Here is a 25,517-nt window from a genome sequence, read left to right as displayed (position 1 = left end):
TCAAACGCCGAACGCAACCATGACCGCCACCACCACTTCCGCTACTTCATCCACCGTCAGCCCGCTGATCCGCCTGCACGCCAACGACAACGTGCTGGTCGCCAAAACCGCGCTGTCGCTGGGCCAGGAGTTGCCGGAAATCGGCGCGCGCGTGCGCGCGCAGGTGCCCGCGGGGCACAAGATCGCGGCCCGCCGCATCGCGCGGGGCGAGCGCATCCTGAAGTACGACACGGTGATCGGTGTGGCCGCTCGCGACATCGAGGCGGGCGACTACGTCCATTCGCACAACATGGCGCTGGTGGACTTTGAGCGCGACCCGGCTTTCGGGCAGGACGTGCGGCCGGTGGACTATGTACCGCAGGCCGAGCGTGCCAGCTTCATGGGTTTTGTGCGCCCCGATGGCCGCGTGGGCACCCGTAATTTCATCGGCATCCTGTCCTCGGTCAATTGCTCGGCCACCGTCATCAAGAATATCGCGGCCCACTTCACGCCCGAGCGGCTGGCGGCCTTCCCCCATGTGGACGGCGTGGCGGCCTTCGCCCAGACCAGCGGCTGCGGCATGTCGTCTCCCAGCGAGCATTTCGACGTGCTGCGCCGCACCCTGGCCGGCTATGCGCGTCACCCCAACCTGGCCGGTGTGCTGATCGTCGGCCTGGGCTGCGAGCGCAACCAGGTGTCGTCGCTGGTGGAGTCGCAGGGCCTGGAGACCAGCAAGCTGATGCGCACGATGGTGATGCAGGAGGTCGGCGGCACCCGCGCCACGATAGAGGCCGGTATCGCCGCCGTTCTGGAGATGCTGCCTGAAGCGAATGCGGCCAGGCGCCAGCCTGTGCCGGCGAGCCACCTGAAGATAGGCCTGGAGTGCGGCGGCTCGGACGGTTTTTCCGGCATCACGGCCAACCCGGCGCTGGGCGCGGCCATGGACATCCTGGTGCGCCACGGCGGCACCGCCATCCTGTCGGAGACCCCTGAAATCCACGGCGTCGAATACATGCTCACCCGCCGCGCCGTCACGCCCGAAGTGGGGCAGAAGCTGCTGGACCGGCTGGCCTGGTGGGAAAAATACACGGCGGGCCACAACGCGCAGTTCAACGGCGTGGTGGGGCACGGCAACCAGGCCGGCGGGCTGGCCAATATTTTCGAGAAATCGCTGGGCTCGGCCATGAAGGGCGGCACCACGCCGCTGCAGGCGGTCTATGAATATGCCGAGCCTATCACCCAGAACGGCTTTGTCTTCATGGACTCGCCCGGCTACGACCCGGTGGCCTCGACCGGCCAGATTGCCAGCGGCGCCAACCTGATCTGCTTTACCACCGGCCGGGGCTCCATGTTCGGCTCCAAGCCGGCGCCCACGATCAAGCTGGCCAGCAACACGGCCATGTTCAAGCGCCTCGAGGAGGACATGGACATCAACTGCGGCGCCATCCTGGACGGCGAGCTCGACGTCGCGCAGATGGGCCGGCGGATTTTTGAGGAGATCCTGCGCCACGCCTCGGGCGAGCCGACCAAGAGCGAGGCGCTGGGCCTGGGCGACCACGAATTTGTGCCCTGGCACCTGGGCATCGTCAGCTGAGCGGCGCAACAGCTGTCGACTGCGCATCAAGCATCCCGCCAGGGGCTGCCCGACGGGCGGCACATGGCAAGCGGCCGGAGGGCCGGCCGAGGCGATCCGCCTGAAAGGCCCTCGAAGCGCCAGACCGTTTGAAAAATACACAAGGAGACAATGACCATGCCAAGCCTTACTCCCGCCGTGCGGCGCATCGCCCGCCGCATGCTGTTGCTGGCGGCCCTGGCCGCCTGCGCGCTGAGCCCGGCGGCCCACGCGCAAAGCGACTATCCCAGCAAGCCGCTGACCCTGCTGGTGCCATACCCCGCCGGCGGTGCCAACGATGCCGTGGCACGCCTGGTGGGGCAAAAGATGGGCGAGAGCCTCAAGCAGCCGGTCATCATCGACAACCGCCCCGGCGCCGGCACCACCATCGGCACCGCCGCGGCGGCCAAGGCCGCTCCCGACGGCTACACCCTGGTGCTGGGCTCGCTGGCGAGCCACGCCGTCAGCCCGCACCTCTATGCCAAGCCCGGTTATGACGCCATCGCCGACTTCACCCCCGTGGGCACCATAGGCGTGGTGCCCATGGTGCTGATCGTCGCCAAGGAATCGCCTTACACCGACCTGCGCTCGCTGGTCGAAGCCGCGCGGCGTCAGCCGAATACGCTGAACTATGGTTCCGCCGGCAACGGCTCCCCGCTGCACCTGGCGGCCGAGCTGTTCAAGCAAAGCGCGCACATCCAGATCAGCCATGTGCCCTACAAGGGCGGCAACGCGCACACCATGGACCTGTTGGGCGGCCGGCTCGACATGATCCTGGATACCTTGACCAGCGCCGCGCCGCTGATCAAGGGCGGCAAGGTCCGGGCCCTGGCCGTCGCGGCGCCGTCCCGCCTGCCCGAACTGGCGGGCGTCCCCACTTTCTCGGAGGCGGGCTACCCCGGCTTTGAAGTCAATGCCTGGTATGCGCTGTACGCACCCGCCAAGACCAGCAAGGAAGTCATCAGCCGCCTTAACGCGACGCTTGTCGCCGTGCTCAAGCAGCCCGACGTCCTGGAAAAATTCGGCAACCTGGGCGTGCGGACCCAGCCCGGCCCGCCGCAAGACCTGGCCCGCTTTACCCAGGACGAATGGGACCGCTATGGCAAGCTCATTACCGCCAGCGGCATCCGCATAGACTGAGCCCATGGACGCCACTTTCCAGGTTCTCGTCACCGCTGCCCACTGGGCCCCGTCCGCGCAAGACATCGTGCGCGGCGCGGGCGGGCAGATCACCTTTTTGCCCGATCCCGTGACCGAAGACCTGCTGGCGGCGCGCCTGGCGGCCACCGGTGCGCAGGCTGTGGTGCTACGGGGCTCCAAGCCCATTTCGGCGCGCGTGCTGGCCGCCGCCCCGGCGCTGAAGATCGTCGCCAAGAACGGCGCGGGCGTGGACAGCGTGGACCTGGCCGCCGCCCGCCAGCGCGGCGTTGCCGTCGCCGTAGCGCCCGCCGCCAATGCCGATGCCGTGGCCGAGCACGCGCTGGCGCTCATGCTTTCGCTGACACGGCAATTGCCTTTGCTGGACAACATGGTGCGCGGCGGCCGCTGGGCCGACAGCAGCTGGCAAGGGCGCGATTTCCGCGGTGCCGTGGTCGGCATCGTGGGCTACGGCAGCATAGGCCGCAGCACGGCGCGGCTTGCCGCCGCGCTCGGCGCCCGGGTGCTGGTGCTGCGCCCCCATGGGCAAGCGGACAGCCATGCCACGGAGCCCGACCTGGACCGCCTTCTGGCGCAGGTCGACATCCTGAGCCTGCACTGCCCGCTGACCGAACGCACACGCGGCCTGATCGGGCGGCGCGAACTGTCGCTCATGCGGCGCGGCAGCCTGCTCATCAATACGGCGCGCGGCCCCGTCGTGGACGAAGCCGCGCTGCTGGAGGCCTTGCAGTCCGGCCAGCTGGAGGGTGCCGGGCTGGATACCTTTGACACCGAGCCGCTGCCTGCCGGCCACCCGCTGCTGGCGCTGCCCAATGTGCTGCTCACGCCGCATGTCGCGGGCGTCACCCGCGACGCGGCCCTGCAGGTGGCGAACATCACCGCGCGTAACATCGTGGATTACCTGGCCACCGGCACCTTGCCCGCCCGTCATCTCGTGGCGGCTTGAGCCGGCCCGGCCGCTCCTTTTATTTCCGGACCCGACACTTCCATGCCCGCCAACAATCCCTTCAAAACTGCTCTCGCTGCCAGCCGGCCCCAGGTGGGTCTGTGGCTTTCCATGGCCGATCCCTACCTTGCCGAGGTCAGCGCCACGGCCGGCTTCGACTGGCTGTTGATCGACGGCGAACATGCACCCAACGATGTGCGTAGCACGCTGGCCGCGCTCCAGGCCGTGGCGCCTTACCGCGCACAGCCCGTGGTGCGCGCGGTGGCCGGCGAGGTGCCACTGGTCAAGCAATTGCTGGACATAGGCGCACACAACCTGCTGATCCCCATGGTCGACACGGCCGAGCAGGCGCGCGCCATGGTCAGCGCCACACGCTATCCGCCGTTGGGCATCCGCGGCGTCGGCAGCGCCGTGGGGCGTGCTTCGCGCTGGAGCGCGCGCACCGACTACCTCGACGCAGCGGATGACGAAGTCTGCCTGCTGGTGCAGGCGGAAACCGTGACGGCCCTGGGCAACCTCGAGGCCATTTGTGCGGTGGAGGGCGTGGACGGCGTTTTTATAGGCCCGGCCGACCTGGCCGCCTCCATGGGCCACCGCGGCAAGCCCGGCCACCCCGAGGTGCAGGCCGCGATCGAGGGTGCCATGAAAACCATCATCGCTTCGGGCAAAGCGGCGGGCACACTGACCTCGGACCCGGCGCTGGCCAGGCGTTACCTGGCGCTGGGCTGCACGTTTGTGGCCGTCGGCGTCGACGTCCTGGTCTATGCCAACGCCGCCAGGCGCCTGGCTTCGGACCTTGTGCCATCCGGCGCCGTGCAGCCGGCCGCGCCCGGCGCGGCCTACTGACTAGATATCAAATATCAAAGCGTATGCCCTGGGCCAGCGGCAGGCTTGAGCCGTAGTTGACGGTATTCGTCGCGCGGCGCATATAGGCCTTCCACGAATCCGATCCCGACTCGCGGCCGCCCCCGGTTTCTTTCTCGCCGCCGAAGGCGCCGCCTATCTCGGCGCCGCTGGTGCCTATGTTGACGTTGGCGATGCCGCAGTCCGAGCCGCGTGCCGAGGTGAAGAGTTCGGCCTCGCGCAGGTCCTGCGTGAAGACGGCCGATGACAGGCCGTGCGCCACCGTGTTGTTCATCGCGATCGCGTCTTCAAAGCTGTCGTAAGGCACGACGTAAAGGATGGGCGCGAAGGTCTCGTGCAGCATGGGGCCGGCCTGCTCTTTCAGTTCCACAATCGCGGGGCGCACATAGTGGGCCGTGCCCTCGCCGGGCTGCTTGTCGCCGAAGTGCACCTGGGCGCCCAGCTTTTTGGCCTCGGCCAGCGCCGACTGCATGGCCTCAAACGCGCGGCCGTCTATCAGCGGGCCGACCAGCGTGCCGTCTTTGAGCGGGTTGCCAATCGGCAGGCGTTCAAACACGGCGACCAGGCGTTTGACCAGTTCCGGGTAGATGGAGCGGTGCACGATGAGGCGGCGCAAGCTGGTGCAGCGCTGGCCGGCGGTGCCGGCAGCCGCGAAGGCCGCGCCGCGCACCACGAGTTCCAGGTTGGCCGAAGGGGCGACGATGGCCGCGTTGTTGCCGCCCAGTTCCAGCAGCGAGCGCTTGAACAGGCCCGCGCAGGCGATGGCCACGTTTTTGCCCATGGCGGTGGAGCCGGTGGCGCTGACCAGTTTCACATGCGGGTGATTCACCAGGGCCTCGCCGGTGGCGCGTTCGCCTATCAGCAACTCGCTCAGGCCTTCGGTGGCCAGGCCCAGGTCTTTGGCCGTCTGCAGCAGCAGGCCGTTGAGCGCGATGGCCGACAGCGGGGTTTTTTCCGAAGGTTTCCAGGCCAGGGTGTTGCCGCAGACCAGGGCCAGCGCGGCATTCCAGGCGAACACCGCCATCGGGAAGTTAAAGGCCGAGATGATGCCCACCACGCCCACGGGATGCCAGGTTTCCAGCAGCTTGTGGTCGGGGCGCTCGCTGGCAATCGTCAGGCCGTAAAGCTGGCGCGAGAGGCCGACCGCGAATTCGCAGATGTCTATGACCTCCTGCACCTCGCCCAGGCCTTCCTGCAGGATCTTGCCGGTTTCCAGCGAGATCAGCTGGCCCAGTTCGGCCTTGTGTCGGCGTACGGTCTCGCCGAAGGCGCGCACCAGCTCGCCGCGTTTGGGTGCGGGCACATTGCGCCATTCGGTGAAACGCTGGTGGGCAGCGTTAAGCGCGCCATCCACCTCGGCGGCGCTGTGCACAGCCACGCGGGCCAACTGGCTGCCGTCTATGGGCGTGGCCACGGTGATGGCCGAGGCTGCCTTGCTGTTCAGTTCAGCGCCCAGGCCCAGGGCTTTGAAGAGGGATGAAACGTCGTTGGCGTGACTCATGATGAAGTCCTTTCTTGGTGTGTCTTGAAATCAGTTGTTCGCGGCTTTGGCGGCGAGCTCGCGCAGGCCGCGGCCCAGGCGTTCGGCGCCCTGCCGCAGCGCCTGGTGCGCGGGGTTGGCAAAACTCAGGCGCAGCCAGGGCTGTGCGGCGCCGCTGATGCTGAAGGCGGCGCCAGGCACCACCAGCACCTGGTTGGCCAGGCCAAAGTCCACCCAGGCCTGGGTGGGCAGCAGCGGCAGTGCGCTGGAGAGCTTTGCCCATATGAACATGCCGCCCTGCGGCTTGTCAAACTCGAGCAGGCCGCCGCAATGCGTGCGCAAGGCCTGGTCCAGCGTATCGCCTTTCGCGGCATAGGCCGGGCGCAGCATGTCCATGTGTGAATCCAGGCGTCCGGAAGCCAGCATGGCCGCCAGCGTCAATTGCTCCAGCGAGCCGCTGTGCACATCGGCCGCCTGCTTGGCCAGCACCACGCCGCGCGCGATGTCGGTCGGCGCAAGCAGCACACCCAGGCGCAGGGCCGGGGCGACCACCTTGGAGTAGCTGGTCATGTAGGCGACCTGCGCGGGCGAGCCGGCCTGCTGGTTCAGTTGCGCGAGTGAGGGCGGCGGCGCCGCGCCAAACCAGAGTTCGCCGTAGGGATCGTCCTCGAGCAGCGTCACGCCGTATTGCGCGGCGAGTTCCAGCAGGCGCAGGCGGCGCGCCAGCGGCATCACGGCGCCGGTCGGATTGGCGAAGTTGGGAACCACATACAGCACGCGCGGGCTTTCGGCCCGCAGCAGGGCTTCGAGCTTTTCGACGTCCATGCCTTGCGCATCGGTCGGCACTTCCACGAGGCGCGCGCCCGCGAAGCGAAAAGCCTGCAGTGCGGCGGGATAGTTAAAGGATTCCACGGCCACGCCTTCGCCGGGCTCGACCAGCACCCGCGCGAGCAGGTCTATGGCCTGCTGCGAGCCGGTGGTGATGAGCACATCCTCTGCCTGCGCCTTGAGGCCGCGTTGCCGCAGCAGCGCCGCGCTGGCTTCGCGCAGCGCGGGCAGGCCCTCGGTCGCACCGTATTGCAGGCTGCGGCCTTGCAGCGTGCCTGCCACCTCGAGCAGCGATTCGCGCAGCCATCCGGCCGGCAGCAGCGCCGGGTCGGGGTGGCCGCCGGCCAGTGACACCATGCCTTCGCGGCCGGCCAGCGCCAGCATGGCGCGTATCGGCGAGCCGCTGGCCTGCGCGTAGAGCGGGCGCAGCGGCCCGCGCGCGGCGGTCATGCGCGGGCGGCCGTCATGCCAAAAATGCCGGTGGCATTGCCGGCGTCAAAAGCCAGGTCCAGGCGCGGCTGCACCGGGTCGTTGGCCGCGCCGGCCGTGTGCAAGGTATCGCGCGTGATGAATTCATAAAACGAGCCGGGCACTTCGCGCCAGACGCGGCCTTCGGGCGTGATGAAGTCGCGCTGCACGCTGGCGGCGCGAAAGGCCGTCTGGCGCACCCGGCCGCTGGCCGAGACCTCGACCTTGTCCTTGATGGGCCGGCCCAGCGCGCGCTGGCGTGCCGCCACCGCATCCACGTCGTCCACGCGGTCGGTCGCGTGGTTAAAGGCATTGCCCTCGGTGGAAATCCAGGCCATCTCGGCGGATTCGGCCAGTAGCAGTTCGTAGTCGTCCATCGCGAACACGCCGTGCTGGCGGCCAAAACACTGCAGCAGCTGCGGCAGCAGGCGCAGCGCCTGCGCCAGCGGCAGCACGCCGTCGCGCGTGAGCTGCTCCAGGTCGGCGATGTCCTGCGGGCCCAGCGGGTCGCGCGAGGTCGACAGCACGCGCGTGACGGCGGACTGGAAGGGCGCGGAGAACTGCTCGGGGTGCAGCTCGGAGACAAAAAACTGCGCAATCTCTTCGGGGAAATCGCGGTGGCTGTAGGCACGGCCCGTCATCTTCAGGCGCGGCAGCGGGTAGGTGCCCTGCAGCTCAAAACCCAGCGGGCGCAGCACGCGCGTGAAGGCCGCCTCGCCGGCCGGCAGGGCGCCGCTGGGCCAGCGCACGGTGCGCAGCGCGCCGTGGTCGAACACCACCTTGCGCTGCTGGCCCAGCACGTCGCTGGCGATGTAGTCCTGCCCCGCCGGCACCCGCAGCACCAGGCCGTGGAACAGCGCCATATTCAGTGCCTGGGCCAATTCCGCGCGGCTCACGCTGCCCGTCGCGGCCTGCTGCAGGCCCGGATGAACGTACATCTGTTCATGAATGGTTTGGACGGCTTCGGGCGGAAGGCAGGCGGCAAGCAATTTCTGGAGGTGGGTCATTTCAGGCGTATTTATGGCGGGTGAAAGCCGGATTCTCGGCAATTTGGCCCATGGCGACAAAGGATCAATTTCGATGGATGCATGAGATATATTCATGTCATGCGCCGAAAAATCCCCTCCACCCAGGCCCTGCTGGCTTTTGAGGCGGCCGCCCACCGCGGCAGCTTTACCCTGGCGGCGCAAGACCTTTCGGTCAGCCAGAGCGCGGTCAGCCACCAGATCCTGGGGCTGGAGCAGGAACTGGACGTGAGCCTGTTTCGCCGCCTGCCGCGCCAGCTGGAGCTGACCGACGCCGGCCGCTCGCTGCTGGCGCGGGTCAGCCCGGCGCTGGATGCGCTGGAGGCCGCGATGCTGGATCTGGTCTCGTCCAAAGGCGAGGGCGGCACGCTGGAGCTGGGCGTGGTGCCGACCTTTGCCACCAAGTGGCTGATCCCGCGCATGCCGTCCTTCCTGAAGGCGCACCCGCATGTGACCTTGAACCTGGCGACCCGCCTGCAGCCGTTTGATTTTTCATTGACGGGGCTGGACGCCGCCATCCACTACGGCCGGCCCGACTGGCCGGGCACGGAATCGGAATACCTGATGGGCGAGGACAGCGTGGTGGTCTGCAGCCCGGCATTGATCCAGGAGCGCCGGCTGCGCGAGCCGGCCGACGTGCTCAATTTCACCCTGATCCACCAGAGCACGCGCCCGCACGCCTGGCGCGACTGGTTCCAGCTGGCCGGCATTGACGACGCGCAGGGCGCCGGTGCCGGCCCCAAGTACGAGCTGTTCTCCATGATCGCGCAGGCCGTCAAGGCCGGGCTGGGCCTGGCCGTGCTGCCGCGCTTCCTGGTGGCCGACGACATCGCCGACGGCACGCTGGCCGTGCCTTTTGAACTCTCGCTGAGTTCGGACTTCGCCTACTACCTGGTCTGGCCTTCGCAGAAAACCCGCTGGCGGCCGCTGGTGCAGTTGCGCGCATGGTTGCGCGACCAGGCCGCAGCGCCCTGAACCGGCAGCCGCTCAAAAATCCATCTGGTTTTGTTGCAGACGCCTTGTTTTCAATTTGCGAATGAAATTTTTATCCGCAGATTACGCAGATTTACGCAGATAAAGACAATCATGAAGAAACTCATGTGATCGGCATATAGAAGGCAAGGGTCAAGTCTTGATGACAAAAGATCCGGTTTTTAATCTGTGTAAATCTGCGAAATCTGCGGATAAATTCATATCTTGTCAGCAGGCGCCAGGCTTTGCGCGGGCCGGCGCAAGGTGCTGTCAAACGGATTGATCTGCGCGCCTATGGCCGTGGCCTCGCGCTTGAGCAGTTCCACCACCGTGGGCAGGCGGTCCGGGCTCAGGCGCGAGGAAATCGTGCCCACGCTGAGCGCGGCGACGGCGCGGCCGTCGCGGTCCAGCACCGGCACGCCGACGCCGGCCATGCCGTCCAGCAGGTTGGTGTTGCGCCCGGCGTAGCCGAGCTCGCGCACGCGCTCGATCTCGGTGCGCAGGTAGACCTCGTCATACACGCCGAACTCGCGCACGCGCGGCAGGTTGTAGCGGATCACTTCCTCGCGTTCGGTTTCGGGCAGAAAGGCCAGGATGGCCAGGCTGCCCTGGCCCATGCCCAGGGCCACGCGCCCGCCTATGTCGCCGGTGAAGGAGCGTATCGGGAAAGGCCCCTCGCTGCGGTCCAGGCAGACCGCGTCAAAGCCGCTGCGCACCAGCAAAAAGATGGTGTCGCCCAGGCTGGCGCATAGGCGCAGCATGGACGGCCGGCACAGGCCGCGCAGGTCCATGGCATTGCCGGCCTGGGCGGCCAGCGCAAAAAACTCGATGCTCAAACGGTAGAGCTTGGAGCTGGCCTCCTGTTCCACCACACGCTCGGCCACCAGGCTTTGCAGGATGCGGTGGGTGGTGGCCTGGGTCAGGCCCGTGGCCTTGGCGATGTGGGTGATGCGCCCGCCCTTGGCCTGGGTCGCGGCCAAGGCCCGAATAATGGAAAAGGCGCGCTGCACGCTGCTGGAGCTATTGTCTTCGTCTTTCACAGTCTCTCCTTTGGCGGAATCAGTATTGGCATAAGTGTATAGAAATTCCATTAAACGGAATAAATCAAATAAAGATATCTCTATACGGAATAACCTATTGACGATTTTTTCGTACATGCCCTAGCATGAAGTCATCAAGGTGTCACCGTTTTGTACGTCGTTTGGTACGTGCGGCGCTGGCCACCCCCTTGTTGCAGAGGTGCTCCCCATGTCCTTTTTGACTCTGGCAAATGTGAACAAGTCCTATGGCGCGACGCGTGCCGTGGCCGACATGAACCTGTCGGTGGACAAGGGCGAATTTGTCTCGCTGCTGGGCCCCTCGGGCTGCGGCAAGACCACCACCTTGCAGATGATCGCGGGCTTTTGCGAGGTCACGTCCGGCCGGGTCACGCTGGACGGCCGCGACATCACCCATGCCAAACCCAATTCGCGCGGCCTGGGCATTGTTTTCCAGAGTTACGCGCTGTTCCCGCACATGAGCGTCTACGACAACGTGAGCTTCGGTCTGGAGATGCGCCGCGTGGCCAAGGAAGAGCGCGCCGAACGCGTGAAGGCCGCGCTGGCCCTGGTGCACCTGGAGGGGCACGCCGGCCGCTACCCGCGCGAGCTCTCGGGCGGGCAGCGCCAGCGTGTGGCCTTGGCGCGCGCCCTGGTGATTCAGCCGCCCGTGTTGCTGCTCGACGAGCCGCTGTCCAACCTGGACGCCAAGCTGCGCGAGGAAATGCAGTTCGAGCTGCGGCAGATCCAGCGCAAGGTCGGCACTACCACCATCATGGTCACGCACGACCAGACCGAGGCCATGTCCATCAGCGACCGTGTGGTCGTCATGGAAGCCGGCCGCGTCACGCAGATCGACCAGCCGCACCGGCTCTATGAACACCCGCAGACCCGCTTTATTTCGAACTTTGTCGGCAAGGCCAATTTGCTCGAAGGCCGCGTCGCCGCAGCCGGCCCCTGGGCCACGGTCAATGTGGGCGGCAATGTGCCGGTCGAAGTCGAGGCCGCCGGCGTGTCGCAGGGCGATGCGGTGGTGCTGAGCCTGCGCCCCGAAAAAATCCGCCTGGTGCACGAGGCCCAGGGCCGCATAGGCGGCACGGTCAAGGAGCGCTTCTTCCTGGGCAGCCAGTGGCTTTACCAGGTGTCCACGGCCGCCGGACAGCTCGCCGTGGTCTGCCCCAACGACGGCACGGCGCCGGCCGAAGAGGGCGCCAACGTGGGCCTGGACTGGGCCGCGCAACAGGTGCGCCTGCTACCCGGCGCGCAAGGGGTGCCGGCATGAGCGGCGCCGCCGCGGCTGCTGCGCCCCGGGCAAGCGCCTCGCGCGCGCCCTGGCTGCTGTCGGCGCCGGCCTTCACGCTGTTCGCTTGCCTGCTGCTGGTGCCGCTGGCGCTCACCGCCGTGCTGTCCTTCCAGGTCTTCGACCACGCCACCGGCGTCAAGAACAGCTTCACGCTGGCGCATTACGCCGCCGTGCTGACGGACGACTATTACCACGGCATCTTCTGGCGCACGCTGTGGATTTCGGCGCTGACCACGCTGATCTGCGTGCTGGTGGGCGCGCCCGAGGCCTATGTGCTGAGCCGCATGCGCAGCCCCTGGCGCTCGATTTTGCTGCTGGTGGTGCTGGCGCCGCTGCTGGTCTCGGTGGTGGTGCGTGCCTTCGGCTGGAGCATGCTGCTGGGCCCCGAGGGCGTGGTCAACCAGCTCATGCGTGCCGTCGGCCTGCCGTCCATGCGCATCCTCTACACCGAAGCGGCCGTGGTCATCGCGCTGGTGCACGTGATGCTGCCCTTTATGGTGATCCCGGTCTGGACCTCGCTGCAAAAGCTGGACCCGGGCGTGGAAGACGCGGCGCTGTCGCTGCAGGCCTCGCACTTCACCACCTTGCGCCGCATCATTTTTCCGCAGGTGCTGCCGGGTGTGCTCTCGGGCAGCCTGATCGTTTTCGGCCTGAGCGCCAGCGCTTTCGCGATTCCGGGCCTGCTGGGCGGGCGGCGCCTGAAGATGGTGGCCACCGTGGTCTATGACGAGTACCTGCACGAGCTCAACTGGCCGCTGGGCGCGGCGATTGCGCTGACCCTGCTGCTGGCCAACCTGGCCATCATGCTGAGCTACAACCGCGTTTTGGAACGCTCCTATAAAAAGTCATTGGGATAAGGAGCACAGCATGTCCAAAAACGGTCCCCTTGCGCTGCTTTTCAACGCGCTGGTCATCACTTTCATGCTGGCGCCGCTGGTCATTGTCTGCGTGGTGGCCTTCACGCCCGGCAACACGCTGGCCATCCCGACCACGGAGTTTTCCCTGCGCTGGTTCCGCGCGGTGTTCGCGCATTCGGATTTTGTGCAGTCCTTCAAGAACAGCCTCTGGCTGGCTTCGATTTCGGCCACGCTGGCGACGGTGCTGGCCGTGCCGGCCGGCCTGGCGATCGCGCGCCATACTTTCCCCGGCCGTGATTTCCTCAACGGCCTGTTCCTCTCGCCGCTCATCATTCCGCACCTGGTGCTGGGTGTGGCGCTGCTGCGCACCTTCTCGTTGATAGGCGCGACCGGCAGCTTCTTCTGGCTGGCGCTGGCGCACGTGGTCATCATCACGCCCTATGTGCTGCGCCTGGTGCTGGCCTCGGTGGAGGGCAGCGACCGCAGCGCCGAGCAGGCGGCCCTCTCGCTGGGTGCCAGCCAGGCCACGGTGTTCACCCGCGTCACGCTGCCCATGATTTTGCCCGGCGTCACCGGCGGCTGGCTGCTGGCCTTTATCAACAGCTTTGACGAGGTGACCATGTCCATCTTCGTCACCGCGCCTTCCACCGTGACGCTGCCGGTGCGCATGTATATGTACGCGACCGAGTCCATAGACCCGCTGATGGCGGCGGTCTCCGCGCTCATGGTGGCGCTGACCGCGGTGGCCATGCTGGTGCTGGACCGCATCTACGGCCTTGACAAGATTCTGGTGGGACACAAATGACGCCATCCGACGAAACCCCCGGCGCCGCCGGGAAACCCAGGGCCTTGCTGCAGCGCGTGGCCGAAGGCGGGCGCAAGCCCGTGGGCTTTGTGCTCAACGGCCAGCCCTTGACGGCGCTGGCCGGCGACACGGTGCTGACGGCAGTGCTCACACACAGCGCGCGGCTGCGTTTCAGTGAATTCAGCGGCGAGCCGCGCGCCGGCTTTTGCCTGATGGGCGCCTGCCAGGACTGCTGGGTCGCCACCGAGTCGGGCAAGCGCCTGCGCGCCTGCGGCACCTTCATCGAAGAAGGCATGCGGCTGGTGACCGGCGCGGAGGGCCTGGCATGAGCGTGCGGCCCGTCATTGTGGGCGCCGGCCCGGCCGGTGTGCGTGCGGCCCAGGCCCTGGTGGCGTACGGCCTGCGGCCGGTGGTGGTGGACGAAGCACCGCGCTGGGGCGGGCAGATCTACCGCCAGCCGCCCGAGGGTTTCACGCGGCCCAAAGAGGCGCTGTATGGTTTTGAGGCCGGGCGCGCCCATGCGCTGCACGGCGCGATGGCGGCCATCCTGGACAAGGTCGACTACCGGCCCGACACCCTGGTCTGGAGCGCCGAAGGCGGCAAGCTGGACCTGTTGCACCAGGGCGCCATGAGCACCTTGCCCTACAGCCACCTCATCGTCGCCACCGGCGCGACGGACCGCGTGCTGCCCTTTCCGGGCTGGACACTGCCCGGCGTCTACACGCTGGGCGCCGCTCAGGTGGCGCTCAAGTTCCAGGGCTGCGCCATCGGCTCGCGTGTGGTCTTTGCCGGCACCGGGCCGCTGCTGTACCTGATCGCCTACCAATATGCCAAGGCCGGCGCCAAGGTCGCGGCGGTGCTCGACACTGCCAGCTTCGCGGGTAAGGTCGCCGCCATGCCGGCCATGCTGCGCCAGCCGGCGCTGCTGGCCAAGGGCATGTACTACCTGGGCTGGCTGCGCGCGCATGGTGTCGCGGTGCACCAGGGGGTGGAGCTGGCCGCTGCCGAGGGCGGCGAACGTGTGCAGGCCATGCACTGGCGCAAGGCCGGCCGCGAATACCGCATCGCCTGCGACGCCGTGGGCTTCGGCTACGCGCTGCGCTCCGAGACGCAGCTGGCCGACCTGCTGGGCTGCCGCTTTGCCTATGACGACCTGCAGCGCGGCGCGCTGCCCGAGCGCGACGCGGCCGGGCGTTCCAGCGTGGCCGGCGTTTACCTCGCCGGCGACGGCGCCGGCATCATGGGCGCCGATGCGGCGGAGTGGGCCGGCGAGCGCGCGGCACTGGCCTTGCTGGCCGACACCGGGCAGCTGATGGACAACTCGCGCGCCTTGTGGCTGGAGCAGCGCCTGGCGCGCGTCGCCGCGTTTCGCCGGGGGCTGGAGCGCGCCTTTCCTTTTCCGGATGGCTGGGCCGCGGCCGCGCCCAACGAGCTGGTGGTGTGCCGCTGCGAGGAAATCACGGCGGGGCAATTGCGCCGCTGCGTGGCCGACACCGGCGCGCGCGAGATGAATCGCCTCAAGGCGCTGACGCGCGTCGGCATGGGCCGCTGCCAGGGCCGCAGCTGCGGCGTCGCGGCCGCCGAGATTCTTGCGCAGGCTTGCGCCGTACAGCCCGGTGCCGTGGGCCGCCTGCGCGGCCAGTCACCGATCAAGCCCTTGCCGTTTTCGGCCATGGCCGCGCCGGCGCCCAGGCAGGAGGCCGCATGATGGAGCGCATCACGGCTGACGTGGCGATTGTGGGCGGCGGCATCATGGGCGCGTCGGCCGCGCTGTTTTTGCGCCGCATGGGTTTTACGGTGGTCCTGCTCGAGCGCGACCTTTGCGGCTCGCGCTCCAGCGGCGTGAACTACGGCGGCGTGCGCCGCCAGGGCCGGCCGGCCAGCCAGCTGCCGCTGTCGCAGCGCGCGCAAGGCCTGTGGGCGCGCCTGCCCGAGCTGATAGGCACGGACGGCGAATACATCCAGTCCGGCCACCTGAAGATCGCGCGCAGCGAGGCCGACCTGGCTTCGCTGGAAAGCTACCGCGAGCGCACCCAGGAATTCGGCATGGATTTGCGCATGCTGTCCACGCGCGCCCTGCGTGAGCGCTGCCCCTGGCTGGGCCGGGCCGCCGTCGGCGCCTCGCTGTGCCCAGGCGACGGCCAGGCCAACCCGCGCCTGGTGTCGCCGGCCTTCGCGCTGGCCGCGCACAGGCTGGGCGCCCACATCCGCGAGCAGACCCGTGTGGACGAGGTCGCGCGCGACGGGGAGGTTTTTGTGCTGCGCTCGGGCGATGCGCTGGAAGTGCGCGCCAAACATCTGCTGAACTGCGCCGGCGCCTGGGCGGACCGCATCGCCGCGCAATTCGGCGAGACCGTGCCCATGGAATCCGGCCATCCCGAGATGGCGGTGACCGAGCCGCTGCCCGTCTTCATGGACCTGAGCCTGGGCGTGGAAGGCGGCGGCGTCTACGCCCGCCAGGTGGCGCGCGGCAACTGCGTCATAGGCGGCGGCCGCGGTTATGCGCTGGACGACCAGCGCGCCCGCGTGCAGCGCAGCGGCCTGGCCGGCCTGATGCAGCAGACCGTCGAGCTGCTGCCGGCGCTGAAGAACGCCCACATCATCCGCACCTGGAGCGGCACAGAAGGCTACCTGCCGGACCGCCTGCCGGTGCTGGGCCCCAGCGCCACCACACCAGGCCTGATTCATGCATTCGGTTTTGCCGGCGGCGGCTTCCAGCTGGGGCCGGGGGTTGGCGCGGTGCTGGCCGACCTGGTCTGCGAAGGCCGCAGCGCCACGCCGATAGACGCTTTTTCGATTCAACGTTTTTCCGCCAGCCCGCGTGCGGCAACCACCGGGCCTGCCTCTTTCACTGTTGTCTAGTTTTTTCTTCACCCACGCCACCAGGAGCTTTCCATGAACATCTTCCCGCGATTCCCGACCGCCCGCGCCACCGCCGTGTCGCTTGCCGTTCTTGCCGGCCTGGCCGGCGGCAACGCCATGGCCCAGACCAAGACGCTGTACATAGGCATGAACGGCGGCACCATGGAAAAAACCTATACCGAGCATGTGTTCGGCGCCTTCGAGAAAGCCAACAACGTCAAGGTCGTGGTCGTGCCCGGCACCTCCTCGGACATCCTGGCCAAGGCCCAGGCCAACAAGGACAACCCGCAGATGCATGTGATGTTCCTGGACGACGGCCTCATGTACCGCGCCATCGGCATGGGCCTGTGCGAAAAAATGCAGGCCAGCCCCGTGCTGAACGATTTGTTCCCCACCGCGCGCTTCAAGGGCGACATGGCCGCCGGCGTCAACATCGGCATGACCGGCATCGCCTACAACAAGAAGATGTTCACTGAAAAAGGCTGGGCGCCGCCCACCTCGTGGATGGACATGGCCAACCCCAAGTACAAGGGCAAGGTGGTGTTCCAGTCGCTGTCTTCGTCGACCTTCGGCCTGCACGGCTTCCTGCTGTTCAACCGCATCCAGGGCGGCAACGACAAGAACGTGGAGCCCGGCTTCAAGGCCTGGCCCACCACCATCGGCCCCAACGTGCTGGAGTACATCCCGAGCTCGGCCAAGCTCGCTGAAATGGTGCAGACCGGCGAGGCCGCGATGTTCCCGCTCACGCCCACGGCCGTCGGCGTGCTCAAGGACAAGGGCGTTCCCGTGGAATACGTGCAGCCCAAGGAAGGCTCGGCCGTGCTGACCGTCGGTGAATGTGTGATCGCCAAGAACAGCGAACCCGCGCTGGCCCACAAGCTGGCCCAGTACCTGCTCTCGCCTGAAGCACAGGCGGCAGCGCTGGAGTTCGGCGACCAGATCCCGTCCAACCCCAAGACCAAATCGAGTGGCAAGGCCGGCGCGCTGGTGGCGCAGATGAACGAGTACATGAAGACCGCGACCACGGTCGACTGGGACGCGATCAATGAAAACCGCCCGGCCTGGAACGCGCGCTGGAACAAGACGGTCGAGCGCTGAGATTTCAGCCCGCACCCGCCTGCTTCGCAGGTGAAAAAAACCCGAAGCGACTTGCCGCTTCGGGTTTTTCTTTGGGCGCCTCTTTTTTAAACCCGCTGGCGTAGCAGCCGCAAGCCGTTGCCCACCACCAGCAGGCTGGCGCCCATGTCGGCAAATACCGCCATCCACATGGTGGCCGTGCCGAAGACGGCCAGGACCAGGAAGATGCTTTTGATGCCCAGCGCCAGGCTGATGTTCTGCCACAGGATGGCGTGCGTGCGTTGTGACAGGCGCACGGTTTCGGCCACGCGCTCCAGCTTGTCGTTCATGATGACCACGTCGGCCGCTTCCATGGCGGTGTCGGCGCCGGCGCCGCCCATGGCAAAGCCGATGTCGGCCTGGGCCAGCGCGGGCGCATCGTTGATGCCATCGCCCGCCATGCCGGTGGCGCCGTAGCGCTGCTGCATCTCGCGAATCGCCTCCAGCTTGGCTTCGGGCAGCACGTCGCCGCGGGCGTCTTCGATGCCGGCCTGGGCCGCAATCGCGCGCGCCGTGGCGCTGTTGTCGCCGGTCAGCATCACGGGCGTGACGCCCAGGGCCTTGAGCTCGGCAATCGCCTGGCGCGAGCTTTGTTTGAGGGTGTCGGCCACCGCGAACAGCGCCAGCACGCGGCTTTCGTCGGCCAGCAGGGTCACGCTGCGGCCCTGCTGTTCGTGGTGGGCCAGTTCAGCTTCGAGTTCCACACCGCACAAACCCATTTCATGGACCAGGCGGTGGTTGCCCAGCACCAGGCGCCGGCCGCCGGCCGCACCCGAGGTGCCGCGCCCCGGCAGGGCCTTGAAGTCCTGCACATCGGCGGCTTCGCTCTTCAAGCCGGCCGCGATGGCTTTGGACACCGGGTGGTCGGAGCGCGCGGCCATGCCGGCGGCCAGCTGCGTGAGGTTCGCGGGGCCGGCGCTGCCCCAGGCGCGCCAGTCCACGAGTTGCGGTTTGCCTTCGGTGATGGTGCCGGTCTTGTCGAGCGCGACGGCCTTGAGCAGGCGCGCCTGCTCAAGATAGGTGCCGCCCTTGACCAGGATGCCGCGCCGCGCGGCGGCCGACAGGCCGCTCACGACGGTGACCGGCGTGGAAATCACCAGCGCGCAGGGACAGGCAATCACCAGCAGCACGAGCGCCTTGTAGAGCGACTCCTGCCAGCTTGAGGCCGCGAGCAGCGGCATCAGCACGGCGACCGCGACGGCGATGGCAAACACCGCGGGTGTGTAAACGGCTGCAAAGCGATCGACAAAACGTTGCGTGGGCGCGCGGCTGCCCTGGGCCTGCTCGACGGCATGGATGATGCGCGCCAGCGTGGTGTTGCCGGCCGCCGCGGTGACGCGGATGCTGATTTCGCCGGTTTCATTGATGGTGCCGGCAAACACCGCGTCGCCGATTTCCTTGTCGACGGGAATGCTTTCGCCGGTGATGGGCGCCTGGTTGATGGCGCTGCTGCCCTGGGTGACCACGCCGTCCAGCGGCACACGCTCGCCAGGGCGTATGCGCAGCACAGCCTGCAGCGGCACGGCGGCCACCGGCGTGACAGTCCACGTGCCGTCCTCCCCTTGCATCAGCGCCTCTTCGGGCGCCATGTCCAGCAGGCCCTTGATGGCGTTGCGGGCGCGGTCCACCGCGCGCGCTTCGATCAGCTCGGCAATGGCATAGAGCGCCATCACCATCGCGGCTTCCGGCCATTGCCCTATCAGGAAGGCGCCGGTGACGGCCACTGACATCAGCGCGTTGATGTTGAGCTTGCCGCGCAGCAGGGCGGCCATGCCTTTTTTGTAGGTGTCCAGGCCGGCCAGGGCAATGGCCAGGGCGGCTACCGCCATGCCGGCGATTTTCCAGGCCAGCAAATCAGGGGCAAAAAACGACTGGGCCTCGGCGCCCGCGGCCAGCACCAGGGCCGCGACCAGGCGGGTCGCGCCGCCAAAGGGGCTGCCATGGCTGTGCGCATGGCCGTGGTCATGGCCTTCATGGCTGCCCGCTTGCGAGGCGGTGGACTGGGCCGGCTGCGGGTCAAAGCCCGCTTTGCGGATCGCGTCCAGGGCAGGCGCGTAAGCTTCCTCGCCGGCGTCTATGCGCAGCGTGCGCGCACCCAGCTGGAAGCCCAGCGAGCGTATGCCGGCGATGGGCTCCAGCGCGCGGCGTATGTCCGATTCCTCGGCGCTGCAGTCCATGGTGGCGATGCGAAATAGCCGGCCCGCGGCACCGGCCGCCATGGGGGCCGGGGCATGTGCGGCATGGGTGCCGCCGCAGCAGTTGCCGGTAGGGGCATCCAGGGTGGAAACAAGGTGTTTTTCAGATTTCATGGCTTAATTGGAAACCCTGTAGCGGCCTTAGAGTCAAGTGACCCTGACGCCGTGTGGGACGGTATTGAAGGAGGTCGCCATGAAAATCGGGGAACTGGCCAAAACCGCGCAAACCCAGACGGAAACCATACGCTATTACGAGCGTGAGGGCTTGCTGCCCGAAGCGGCGCGCACCGGCTCGAACTACCGCATCTACGACGAAAGCCATGTGCAGCGCCTGGCCTTCATACGCCACTGCCGCTCGCTGGACATGACGCTGGCCGAGATCCGCACGCTGCTGAACTTCAAGGACGCGCCCGCCGGCAGCTGCAGCGACGTCAACACCTTGCTTGATGAACACATCCACCACGTCGCCACGCGCATACGCGAGCTCAAGGCGCTGGAAAAAGACCTCAAGCTGCTGCGCGAGCAATGCGCCAGCGGCCAGGCCGCCGGTGACTGCGGCATCCTCAGCGGCCTGGAAAAAGCCGCGCTGCAGCAAAGCCGGAACCGCGCGCCGGCCGAACGCGGCCACGCGGCGCACATCCACGGCGCGCACCCGCAGGTGGGCGTGCCGGCCGGCGGCAAGGCGGGTGGTTCACACAAGTGACCTGGTGAGGAAAGCCGGCCTGCGGTATTTTTACAAAGCGCTTGCTTGCTAAAAATAGCGGATTTTGCTATGGTCCGTCCTCATGGACAAACCCGCCGCGCGTTCGCGTACCGTCGCACGCGCCCCTCTCCCTTCAAAAACGCCTGCCGCCGCTGAAAAGCGCCCGCGCGGCCGCCCGCGCAAAACCCTGGACGAGCGTGACGACGGCAACCGCCGGCTCGAGCTCATCACGGCCGCCGCCCGGCTGTTCCGCAAAAAAGGCTTTGACGCCACCAGCACGCGCGACATCGCGGCCGCCGTCGGCATGCACAGCGGTTCGCCCTTCTACCATTTCAAAAGCAAGGGCGCGCTGCTCCATGCGGTGATGGAGGAGGGCATGCGCTCGGCGCTGCAGCGCCAGGCCCAGGCGCTGCAATCGGCCGGGCTGCCCGACGGCGACGCCCCGGCGCTGCTGCGGCTGCTGGTGCGCAACCACTTCGGTGTGCTGCTGGGCCCCGGCAGCGACTTCATCCCGGTGATGCTCTATGAATCGCGTTCCATCACGGCCCGCCAGCGCGCCGTGCTGACCAAGCTGCAAGGCGACTATGAAGCCGTCTGGGAGCCCGTGCTGCAGGCGCTGGCCCGGGCGGGGCAGCTCAAGGGCCCGGTGAAGCTGGCGCGCCTCCTGATGTTCGGCGCGCTGAACTGGTCGGTGCAGTGGTTTGACCCCAGGCAGTCCGCCACGCTGGACGACCTCACCGACGCGGCCATGGCGCTTTTTATCCACACTCCCGCGCAGGGCAAACTCTCAAAGGCTTAGGCATGGGCTACCAATCCGTTTTCCGGCCTGGCCTGTTTGCCGGCCAGGTCATCGTTGTCACCGGCGGCGGTTCGGGCATAGGGCGCTGCATCGCGCACGAGCTCGCCGCGCTGGGCGCGCATGTGGTGCTGATAGGCCGCAAGATCGACAAGCTGCACGCCGTCGCCGGCGAAATCGTGGCGCAGGGCGGGCGGGTCAGCTTTCACCCCTGCGACATACGCCAGGAAGAAGCCGTCAAGACCACCATCACCGCCATCGTGGTGGCCCAGGGCCGTATCGACGGCCTGGTCAACAATGCCGGCGGCCAGTACATCACGCCGCTGGAAGCCATCAGCGCCAAGGGCTGGGAGGCCGTCATCAACACCAACCTCACGGGCGGCTTCCTGATGGCGCGCGAGTGTTACCTGCAGGCCATGCAGGATAAGGGCGGCAGCATCGTCAACATCGTGGCCGACATGTGGGGCTCCATGCCCAGCATGGGCCATAGCGGCGCGGCGCGCGCCGGCATGGTGAGCTTCACCGAAACCGCCGCGGCCGAGTGGGCCAAAAGCGGCGTGCGCGTGAACGCGGTGGCGCCGGGTTATATCGCCTCCAGCGGCATGGACCACTACCCGCCTGAGGCCGGCCCCATGCTGCGCGAGATGCGAAACACCGTGCCGCTGGGCCGCTTTGGCACCGAAAGCGAAACCTCGGCCGCCGTGGTGTTTTTGCTCAGCGAGGCCGCCAATTTCATCAGCGGGAGCACGCTGCGCGTTGACGGCGCCAGACCGCAGGTGCGCATGGGCTGGCCCATGCAGCGGCCCGATGCCCAGGCGCTTCAGCGCGATGCCATCAAGCCCTTTGACGGCTTTCACCTGGCCGAAACACCGAAAGTCTTTCAGCCATGACGCTGTTCCAGTCCGCGTGGAATGCGCAGTCGCCGCAGGCCTTGCAGCGGCGGGACGCCATGCTGGCGCGGATAGACACGCTGCGCGCGCTTGAAGAACGCAGCGCCGCCGCTTCGGCGAAGTCGCGGCCCGCCTTCGACAAGCGCGGCCAGCTCTTGCCGCGCGAACGCGTGGCGCTGCTGCTGGACGCCGGCGCGCCCTGGCTGCCGCTGTGTTCTCTGGCGGGCTATCTGCAGGACAACAAGGACGCCACCCAGTCCGTGCCAGGCGGCGGCGTGGTGGCCGGCATCGGTTTTGTCAGTGGCGTGCGCTGCATGGTGGTGGCCAGCGATTCGGGCATAGAAGCCGGCGCCGTGCAAGCCATGGGCCTGGAAAAAATCCTGCGCGTGCAGGAGATCGCCCTGCAGGGCAAGCTGCCTTTTGTGCACCTGGTGGAAAGCGCGGGTGCCAACCTCATGCGCTACCGGGTCGAGGGTTTTGTGCAGGGCGGCGCGCTGTTCCGCAACCTGGCGCGCCTGTCGGCGGCCGGCATTCCCGTCATCACCGTGCAGCACGGCTCGGGCACGGCCGGCGGTGCCTACATGCCGGGCCTGAGCGACGTGGTCATCATGGTGCGCAACCGTTCGCGCGCCTTCCTGGCCGGGCCGCCGCTGCTGATGGCGGCAACCGGCGAAGTAGCAACGGAAGAGGAGCTGGGCGGCGCGCTGATGCACAGCGCGGTGTCTGGCCTGGGCGAGCAACTGGCTGAAGACGATCGCGAGGCGCTGGGCCTGGCGCGCGAAGTCGTGGCGCGCACCGGGTGGGCGCAGGCCGCCGCCAGGGACAAGGCACCGGACCCGCTGTACCCGGCTGAAGAGTTGCTGGGCCTGGTGCCCGACGACCTGCGCCAGCCGCTGGACATGCACGAAGTGATCGCGCGGCTGGTCGACGGTTCGGATTTTTTGCCCTTCAAGGCGCTTTACGGCGCGGCCACGGTCTGCGTGCAGGCGTCCCTGGGCGGTCATGCCGTGGGCATCCTCAGCAACAACGGCCCCATCGACGTGGCCGGCGCCAACAAGGCCACGCACTTCATCCAGCTGATGTGCCAGCTGGGCCACCCCATCCTCTACCTGCAGAACACCACGGGCTATATGGTGGGCAAGGAAAGCGAGCAGGCCGGCATGATCAAGCACGGCTCCAAGATGATCCAGGCGGTCACCAACGCCACGGTGCCGCAGATCACCCTCCAGTGCGGCGCGTCCTTCGGCGCGGGCAACTACGGCATGTGCGGCCGTGGCTACGCGCCGCGCTTTCTCTTCAGCTGGCCCAGCGCCAAAACGGCGGTGATGGGCGGCGAGCAGGCCGCGCGCACCATGCAGATCGTGGGCGAGGCGGCGCTGGCGCGCAAGGGCATCGCGCCCGACCCGGCCCAGTCGCAGGCCCAGTACGACAAGATCGTCGCCATGTTCGAAGCCCAGGCCGATGTGTTTTACACCTCGGGCCTGGTGCTGGACGACGGCGTGATAGACCCGCGCGACACGCGCGCCGTGCTGGCGCAATGCCTGGACATCTGTGCCCAGGCCGAGGCGCGGCAACCCAGGTCCATGCAGTTCGGCGTTGCGCGCATGTAGGCCGCGCGAAACAAAAAAAGAAACGGAGACAAGCATGCAATACAGCCACGAACACCTGGAAATCCAGAAAACCCTCAAACGTTTTATAGATGCCGAGATCAATCCGCATGTCGATGACTGGGAGGCGGCCGAGATATTTCCCGCGCACGAGGTTTTCAAGAAACTCGGAAACCTGGGCCTGCTGGGCCTGACCAAACCCGAGGCGTTTGGCGGTGCCGGCCTGGATTACTCCTACGGCATGGCCATGGCCGAGGCGCTGGGCCATATAGACTGCGGCGGCGTTCCCATGGCCATAGGCGTGCAGACCGACATGTGCACGCCGGCGCTGGCGCGCTTCGGCAGTGACGAGCTCAAGCGCGAGTTCCTGGCGCCCGCGATTGCCGGCGACACCGTGGGCTGCATAGGTGTGAGCGAGCCCGGCGCGGGCAGCGACGTGGCCTCCATCAAAAGCCGGGCGCGCAAGGACGGCGGCGACTATGTGATCAGCGGCCAGAAGATGTGGATCACCAACAGCCTGCAGGCCGACTGGATGTGCATGCTGGTCAATACCGGCGAGGGCCCCGCGCACAAGAACAAAAGCCTGGTGATGGTGCCCATGCGCGAGAACGGCCAACTGCGCAAGGGCATTGAAGCGGCCAAGAAGATCAAGAAGATCGGCATGAATTCGTCCGACACCGGCCTGATCTACTTTGACGAGGTGCGCGTGCCGCAGCGTTACCTGATAGGCAGCGAAGGCTCGGGTTTTGTCTACCAGATGATGCAGTTCCAGGAGGAGCGCCTCTGGTGCGCGGCCAGCTGCATACAGTCGCTTTCCAACTGCATTGAATGGACGGTGGAGTGGGCGCATGAGCGCCAGCTCTTCGGCGCAGCGCTGGCCGACCAGCAATGGGTGCAGTTCAAGCTGGCCGAGATGAAGACCGAGGTTGAAAGCCTGCGCGCCATGACCTACCGTGCCTGCGAACTCTATGTGCAGGGCCAGGACGTGACCGAACTCGCGTCCATGGCCAAGCTCAAGGCCGGGCGGCTCAACCGCCTGGTGCCCGACACCTGTTTACAGTTCTGGGGCGGCATGGGCTACACCTGGGAGAACAAGGTGGCGCGCATGTTCCGCGACGGCCGGCTGGCTTCCATAGGCGGCGGCGCCGACGAAGTCATGATGGGCATCATCGCCAGGATCATGGGCCTGGCCAAGTCCGCCAAGAAAGCGGCCTGAGCTTATGGCCCTGCTGGATGTGGTGCGCCAGGGCGCTACCGAGACCTGGACCCTGAACGATCCCGCCACGCGCAATGCCTTGAGCGATGCGCTGGTGCGGGACCTGCAGGCCGCCTGCGAACGCGCGGCGCAAGACAGCTCGCTGCGTTTTGTCGTGCTGGCCGGCGCCGGCGGGGCATTTTGCGCGGGCGGCAGCCTGGGCGGTTTTGCCGAGGCCCTAGGCCAGGCGTTGCCGCCGGGCGCGCCCGACCCGCTGGCGGCGATGAACCGGCGTTTTGGCGCGCTGCTGCAATCCCTGTGCGACCTGCCGCAGGTGCTGGTGGCTGTCGTCAACGGGTCCGCCATGGGCGGCGGCCTGGGCCTGGTGTGCTGCGCCGACTTTGTGCTGGCCAGCTACCGCGCGGTGCTGGCCGCGCCCGAGGTCACGCTGGGCGTGGTGCCCGCGCAGATCGCACCCTTTGTGCTCAGGCGCCTGGGCGACCGGGCGGCGCGCCAGTGCCTGCTCACCGGCCGCAAGTGGACGGCGTGGGAAGCGCTGCAACTGGGCCTGGTGGACGAGGTGCATGCGGCCGACGAGCTGCCCGCGGCCTTGCAGGCGGTGCTGGCCCGCCTGGGCCAGGCCGGGCCGCGCGCGCTGGCAGCGACCAAGGAACTGCTGGCGGCATCGCAGGGCCAGGGCTTGCCCGGCGTGCTGGACCAGGCGGCCGTGCTGTTTGCCGGCAGCCTGCGCGGCGCCGAAGCCGCCGAAGGCCTGCGGGCTTTTTCAAGCAAGGCCACACCCGGCTGGAGCCTATGACA

At 67.4% G+C, this 25,517-nt stretch carries 23 protein-coding genes; 18 read left to right on the top strand and 5 right to left on the bottom strand.

What is annotated here, in order from left to right; genetic code table 11:
* Positions 1-19 precede the first annotated feature (19 nt).
* From AC1DUN_RS02175 to hpaI, 4 genes are all read left to right on the top strand, one after another.
* Positions 20-1,573: a UxaA family hydrolase gene (locus AC1DUN_RS02175; protein ID WP_477712507.1), complete on the top strand. Its 1,554-nt coding sequence runs from the start codon at positions 20-22 to the stop codon at positions 1,571-1,573.
* Between the two features lie 156 nt (positions 1,574-1,729).
* A complete protein-coding gene (locus AC1DUN_RS02170; RefSeq protein WP_477712506.1) occupies positions 1,730-2,731 on the top strand; it encodes a Bug family tripartite tricarboxylate transporter substrate binding protein in 1,002 nt (333 codons plus the stop codon).
* Between the two features lie 4 nt (positions 2,732-2,735).
* Positions 2,736-3,695 carry an NAD(P)-dependent oxidoreductase gene (locus tag AC1DUN_RS02165; RefSeq protein ID WP_477712505.1) on the top strand — a complete coding sequence of 320 codons (960 nt, stop codon included), beginning with the start codon at positions 2,736-2,738 and terminating at the stop codon, positions 3,693-3,695.
* A gap of 42 nt (positions 3,696-3,737) precedes the next feature.
* A complete protein-coding gene (gene hpaI / locus AC1DUN_RS02160) occupies positions 3,738-4,541 on the top strand; it encodes a 4-hydroxy-2-oxoheptanedioate aldolase (protein ID WP_477712504.1) in 804 nt (267 codons plus the stop codon).
* Between the two features lie 7 nt (positions 4,542-4,548).
* Here the strand turns inward: hpaI and amaB are convergent, their stop codons facing one another.
* Genes amaB through AC1DUN_RS02145 form a run of 3 tightly spaced genes read right to left on the bottom strand, consistent with a single transcriptional unit; the run spans position 4,549 to position 8,342 of the window.
* Complete coding sequence (gene amaB / locus AC1DUN_RS02155; protein WP_477712503.1) at positions 4,549-6,060, bottom strand: L-piperidine-6-carboxylate dehydrogenase; 1,512 nt, start codon at positions 6,058-6,060, stop codon at positions 4,549-4,551.
* Between the two features lie 30 nt (positions 6,061-6,090).
* Positions 6,091-7,317: an aminotransferase-like domain-containing protein gene (locus AC1DUN_RS02150; RefSeq protein ID WP_477712502.1), complete on the bottom strand. Its 1,227-nt coding sequence runs from the start codon at positions 7,315-7,317 to the stop codon at positions 6,091-6,093.
* Positions 7,314-8,342, bottom strand: a complete 1,029-nt coding sequence (locus AC1DUN_RS02145) for a 2-oxoadipate dioxygenase/decarboxylase family protein (RefSeq protein WP_477712501.1) — start codon at positions 8,340-8,342, stop codon at positions 7,314-7,316. Before AC1DUN_RS02145 ends, AC1DUN_RS02150 begins: the two co-directional genes overlap by 4 nt.
* 99 nt (positions 8,343-8,441) lie before the next feature.
* On the opposite strand from AC1DUN_RS02145, the gene AC1DUN_RS02140 reads away from it, so the two are divergent.
* On the top strand, positions 8,442-9,335 hold the full coding sequence (locus AC1DUN_RS02140; protein WP_477712500.1) for a LysR family transcriptional regulator: 894 nt from the start codon (positions 8,442-8,444) through the stop codon (positions 9,333-9,335).
* Positions 9,336-9,550: 215 nt separating this feature from the next.
* Here AC1DUN_RS02140 and AC1DUN_RS02135 read toward each other — a convergent pair whose 3' ends face one another.
* Positions 9,551-10,372: an IclR family transcriptional regulator gene (locus AC1DUN_RS02135; RefSeq protein WP_477712499.1), complete on the bottom strand. Its 822-nt coding sequence runs from the start codon at positions 10,370-10,372 to the stop codon at positions 9,551-9,553.
* Positions 10,373-10,580: 208 nt separating this feature from the next.
* On the opposite strand from AC1DUN_RS02135, the gene AC1DUN_RS02130 reads away from it, so the two are divergent.
* The 7 genes from AC1DUN_RS02130 to AC1DUN_RS02100 are packed head-to-tail and all read left to right on the top strand — an operon-like array spanning position 10,581 to position 17,294.
* Positions 10,581-11,651 carry an ABC transporter ATP-binding protein gene (locus AC1DUN_RS02130; RefSeq protein WP_477712498.1) on the top strand — a complete coding sequence of 357 codons (1,071 nt, stop codon included), beginning with the start codon at positions 10,581-10,583 and terminating at the stop codon, positions 11,649-11,651.
* Positions 11,648-12,529, top strand: a complete 882-nt coding sequence (locus AC1DUN_RS02125) for an ABC transporter permease (RefSeq protein WP_477712497.1) — start codon at positions 11,648-11,650, stop codon at positions 12,527-12,529. The genes AC1DUN_RS02130 and AC1DUN_RS02125 overlap by 4 nt, the downstream gene beginning before the upstream one ends.
* 10 nt (positions 12,530-12,539) lie before the next feature.
* Positions 12,540-13,334 carry an ABC transporter permease gene (locus tag AC1DUN_RS02120; RefSeq protein ID WP_477712496.1) on the top strand — a complete coding sequence of 265 codons (795 nt, stop codon included), beginning with the start codon at positions 12,540-12,542 and terminating at the stop codon, positions 13,332-13,334.
* Entirely contained in the window at positions 13,331-13,663 is a 333-nt protein-coding gene (locus AC1DUN_RS02115; RefSeq protein WP_477712495.1) for a (2Fe-2S)-binding protein, read from the top strand. The genes AC1DUN_RS02120 and AC1DUN_RS02115 overlap by 4 nt, the downstream gene beginning before the upstream one ends.
* Entirely contained in the window at positions 13,660-15,042 is a 1,383-nt protein-coding gene (locus tag AC1DUN_RS02110) for an FAD/NAD(P)-dependent oxidoreductase (protein ID WP_477712494.1), read from the top strand. Before AC1DUN_RS02115 ends, AC1DUN_RS02110 begins: the two co-directional genes overlap by 4 nt.
* Positions 15,039-16,196 (top strand): NAD(P)/FAD-dependent oxidoreductase, encoded by a 1,158-nt coding sequence (locus tag AC1DUN_RS02105; protein ID WP_477712493.1) that lies wholly within the window; start codon positions 15,039-15,041, stop codon positions 16,194-16,196. The genes AC1DUN_RS02110 and AC1DUN_RS02105 overlap by 4 nt, the downstream gene beginning before the upstream one ends.
* Before the next feature lie 33 nt (positions 16,197-16,229).
* Positions 16,230-17,294, top strand: a complete 1,065-nt coding sequence (locus AC1DUN_RS02100; RefSeq protein WP_477712492.1) for an ABC transporter substrate-binding protein — start codon at positions 16,230-16,232, stop codon at positions 17,292-17,294.
* Between the two features lie 86 nt (positions 17,295-17,380).
* Here the strand turns inward: AC1DUN_RS02100 and AC1DUN_RS02095 are convergent, their stop codons facing one another.
* On the bottom strand, positions 17,381-19,621 hold the full coding sequence (locus AC1DUN_RS02095; protein WP_477712491.1) for a heavy metal translocating P-type ATPase: 2,241 nt from the start codon (positions 19,619-19,621) through the stop codon (positions 17,381-17,383).
* Positions 19,622-19,700: 79 nt separating this feature from the next.
* On the opposite strand from AC1DUN_RS02095, the gene cadR reads away from it, so the two are divergent.
* The 6 genes from cadR (at position 19,701) to AC1DUN_RS02065 (ending at position 25,515) form a co-directional block, all read left to right on the top strand.
* Positions 19,701-20,210, top strand: a complete 510-nt coding sequence (gene cadR / locus AC1DUN_RS02090) for a Cd(II)/Pb(II)-responsive transcriptional regulator (protein ID WP_477712490.1) — start codon at positions 19,701-19,703, stop codon at positions 20,208-20,210.
* Positions 20,211-20,292: 82 nt separating this feature from the next.
* Entirely contained in the window at positions 20,293-21,009 is a 717-nt protein-coding gene (locus tag AC1DUN_RS02085; protein ID WP_477712489.1) for a TetR/AcrR family transcriptional regulator, read from the top strand.
* 2 nt (positions 21,010-21,011) lie between these two features.
* Positions 21,012-21,896 (top strand): SDR family oxidoreductase, encoded by an 885-nt coding sequence (locus tag AC1DUN_RS02080; protein WP_477712488.1) that lies wholly within the window; start codon positions 21,012-21,014, stop codon positions 21,894-21,896.
* Positions 21,893-23,506, top strand: a complete 1,614-nt coding sequence (locus AC1DUN_RS02075) for an acyl-CoA carboxylase subunit beta (RefSeq protein WP_477712487.1) — start codon at positions 21,893-21,895, stop codon at positions 23,504-23,506. Before AC1DUN_RS02080 ends, AC1DUN_RS02075 begins: the two co-directional genes overlap by 4 nt.
* A gap of 34 nt (positions 23,507-23,540) precedes the next feature.
* On the top strand, positions 23,541-24,719 hold the full coding sequence (locus AC1DUN_RS02070; RefSeq protein ID WP_477712486.1) for an acyl-CoA dehydrogenase family protein: 1,179 nt from the start codon (positions 23,541-23,543) through the stop codon (positions 24,717-24,719).
* A 4-nt stretch (positions 24,720-24,723) separates the two neighbouring features.
* Positions 24,724-25,515 (top strand): enoyl-CoA hydratase/isomerase family protein, encoded by a 792-nt coding sequence (locus AC1DUN_RS02065; RefSeq protein WP_477712485.1) that lies wholly within the window; start codon positions 24,724-24,726, stop codon positions 25,513-25,515.
* Positions 25,516-25,517 lie beyond the last annotated feature (2 nt).

The organism is Polaromonas sp. P4_F6 (assembly GCF_056401275.1).
The sequence above is the reverse complement of the archived record's forward strand: the minus strand, read 5'-3'. Positions and strand labels throughout refer to the sequence as shown.

What these genes read in the sequence shown, in the direction of transcription:
- AC1DUN_RS02175 (WP_477712507.1), top strand. Translation starts at nt 20, where the DNA reads ATGACCGCCACCACCACTTCCGCTACTTCATCCACCGTCAGCCCGCTG.
- AC1DUN_RS02170 (WP_477712506.1), top strand. Translation starts at nt 1,730, where the DNA reads ATGCCAAGCCTTACTCCCGCCGTGCGGCGCATCGCCCGCCGCATGCTG.
- AC1DUN_RS02165 (WP_477712505.1), top strand. Translation starts at nt 2,736, where the DNA reads ATGGACGCCACTTTCCAGGTTCTCGTCACCGCTGCCCACTGGGCCCCG.
- hpaI (WP_477712504.1), top strand. Translation starts at nt 3,738, where the DNA reads ATGCCCGCCAACAATCCCTTCAAAACTGCTCTCGCTGCCAGCCGGCCC.
- amaB (WP_477712503.1), bottom strand. Translation starts at nt 6,060, where the DNA reads ATGAGTCACGCCAACGACGTTTCATCCCTCTTCAAAGCCCTGGGCCTG.
- AC1DUN_RS02150 (WP_477712502.1), bottom strand. Translation starts at nt 7,317, where the DNA reads ATGACCGCCGCGCGCGGGCCGCTGCGCCCGCTCTACGCGCAGGCCAGC.
- AC1DUN_RS02145 (WP_477712501.1), bottom strand. Translation starts at nt 8,342, where the DNA reads ATGACCCACCTCCAGAAATTGCTTGCCGCCTGCCTTCCGCCCGAAGCC.
- AC1DUN_RS02140 (WP_477712500.1), top strand. Translation starts at nt 8,442, where the DNA reads ATGCGCCGAAAAATCCCCTCCACCCAGGCCCTGCTGGCTTTTGAGGCG.
- AC1DUN_RS02130 (WP_477712498.1), top strand. Translation starts at nt 10,581, where the DNA reads ATGTCCTTTTTGACTCTGGCAAATGTGAACAAGTCCTATGGCGCGACG.
- AC1DUN_RS02125 (WP_477712497.1), top strand. Translation starts at nt 11,648, where the DNA reads ATGAGCGGCGCCGCCGCGGCTGCTGCGCCCCGGGCAAGCGCCTCGCGC.
- AC1DUN_RS02120 (WP_477712496.1), top strand. Translation starts at nt 12,540, where the DNA reads ATGTCCAAAAACGGTCCCCTTGCGCTGCTTTTCAACGCGCTGGTCATC.
- AC1DUN_RS02115 (WP_477712495.1), top strand. Translation starts at nt 13,331, where the DNA reads ATGACGCCATCCGACGAAACCCCCGGCGCCGCCGGGAAACCCAGGGCC.
- AC1DUN_RS02110 (WP_477712494.1), top strand. Translation starts at nt 13,660, where the DNA reads ATGAGCGTGCGGCCCGTCATTGTGGGCGCCGGCCCGGCCGGTGTGCGT.
- AC1DUN_RS02105 (WP_477712493.1), top strand. Translation starts at nt 15,039, where the DNA reads ATGATGGAGCGCATCACGGCTGACGTGGCGATTGTGGGCGGCGGCATC.
- AC1DUN_RS02100 (WP_477712492.1), top strand. Translation starts at nt 16,230, where the DNA reads ATGAACATCTTCCCGCGATTCCCGACCGCCCGCGCCACCGCCGTGTCG.
- AC1DUN_RS02095 (WP_477712491.1), bottom strand. Translation starts at nt 19,621, where the DNA reads ATGAAATCTGAAAAACACCTTGTTTCCACCCTGGATGCCCCTACCGGC.
- cadR (WP_477712490.1), top strand. Translation starts at nt 19,701, where the DNA reads ATGAAAATCGGGGAACTGGCCAAAACCGCGCAAACCCAGACGGAAACC.
- AC1DUN_RS02085 (WP_477712489.1), top strand. Translation starts at nt 20,293, where the DNA reads ATGGACAAACCCGCCGCGCGTTCGCGTACCGTCGCACGCGCCCCTCTC.
- AC1DUN_RS02080 (WP_477712488.1), top strand. Translation starts at nt 21,012, where the DNA reads ATGGGCTACCAATCCGTTTTCCGGCCTGGCCTGTTTGCCGGCCAGGTC.
- AC1DUN_RS02075 (WP_477712487.1), top strand. Translation starts at nt 21,893, where the DNA reads ATGACGCTGTTCCAGTCCGCGTGGAATGCGCAGTCGCCGCAGGCCTTG.
- AC1DUN_RS02070 (WP_477712486.1), top strand. Translation starts at nt 23,541, where the DNA reads ATGCAATACAGCCACGAACACCTGGAAATCCAGAAAACCCTCAAACGT.
- AC1DUN_RS02065 (WP_477712485.1), top strand. Translation starts at nt 24,724, where the DNA reads ATGGCCCTGCTGGATGTGGTGCGCCAGGGCGCTACCGAGACCTGGACC.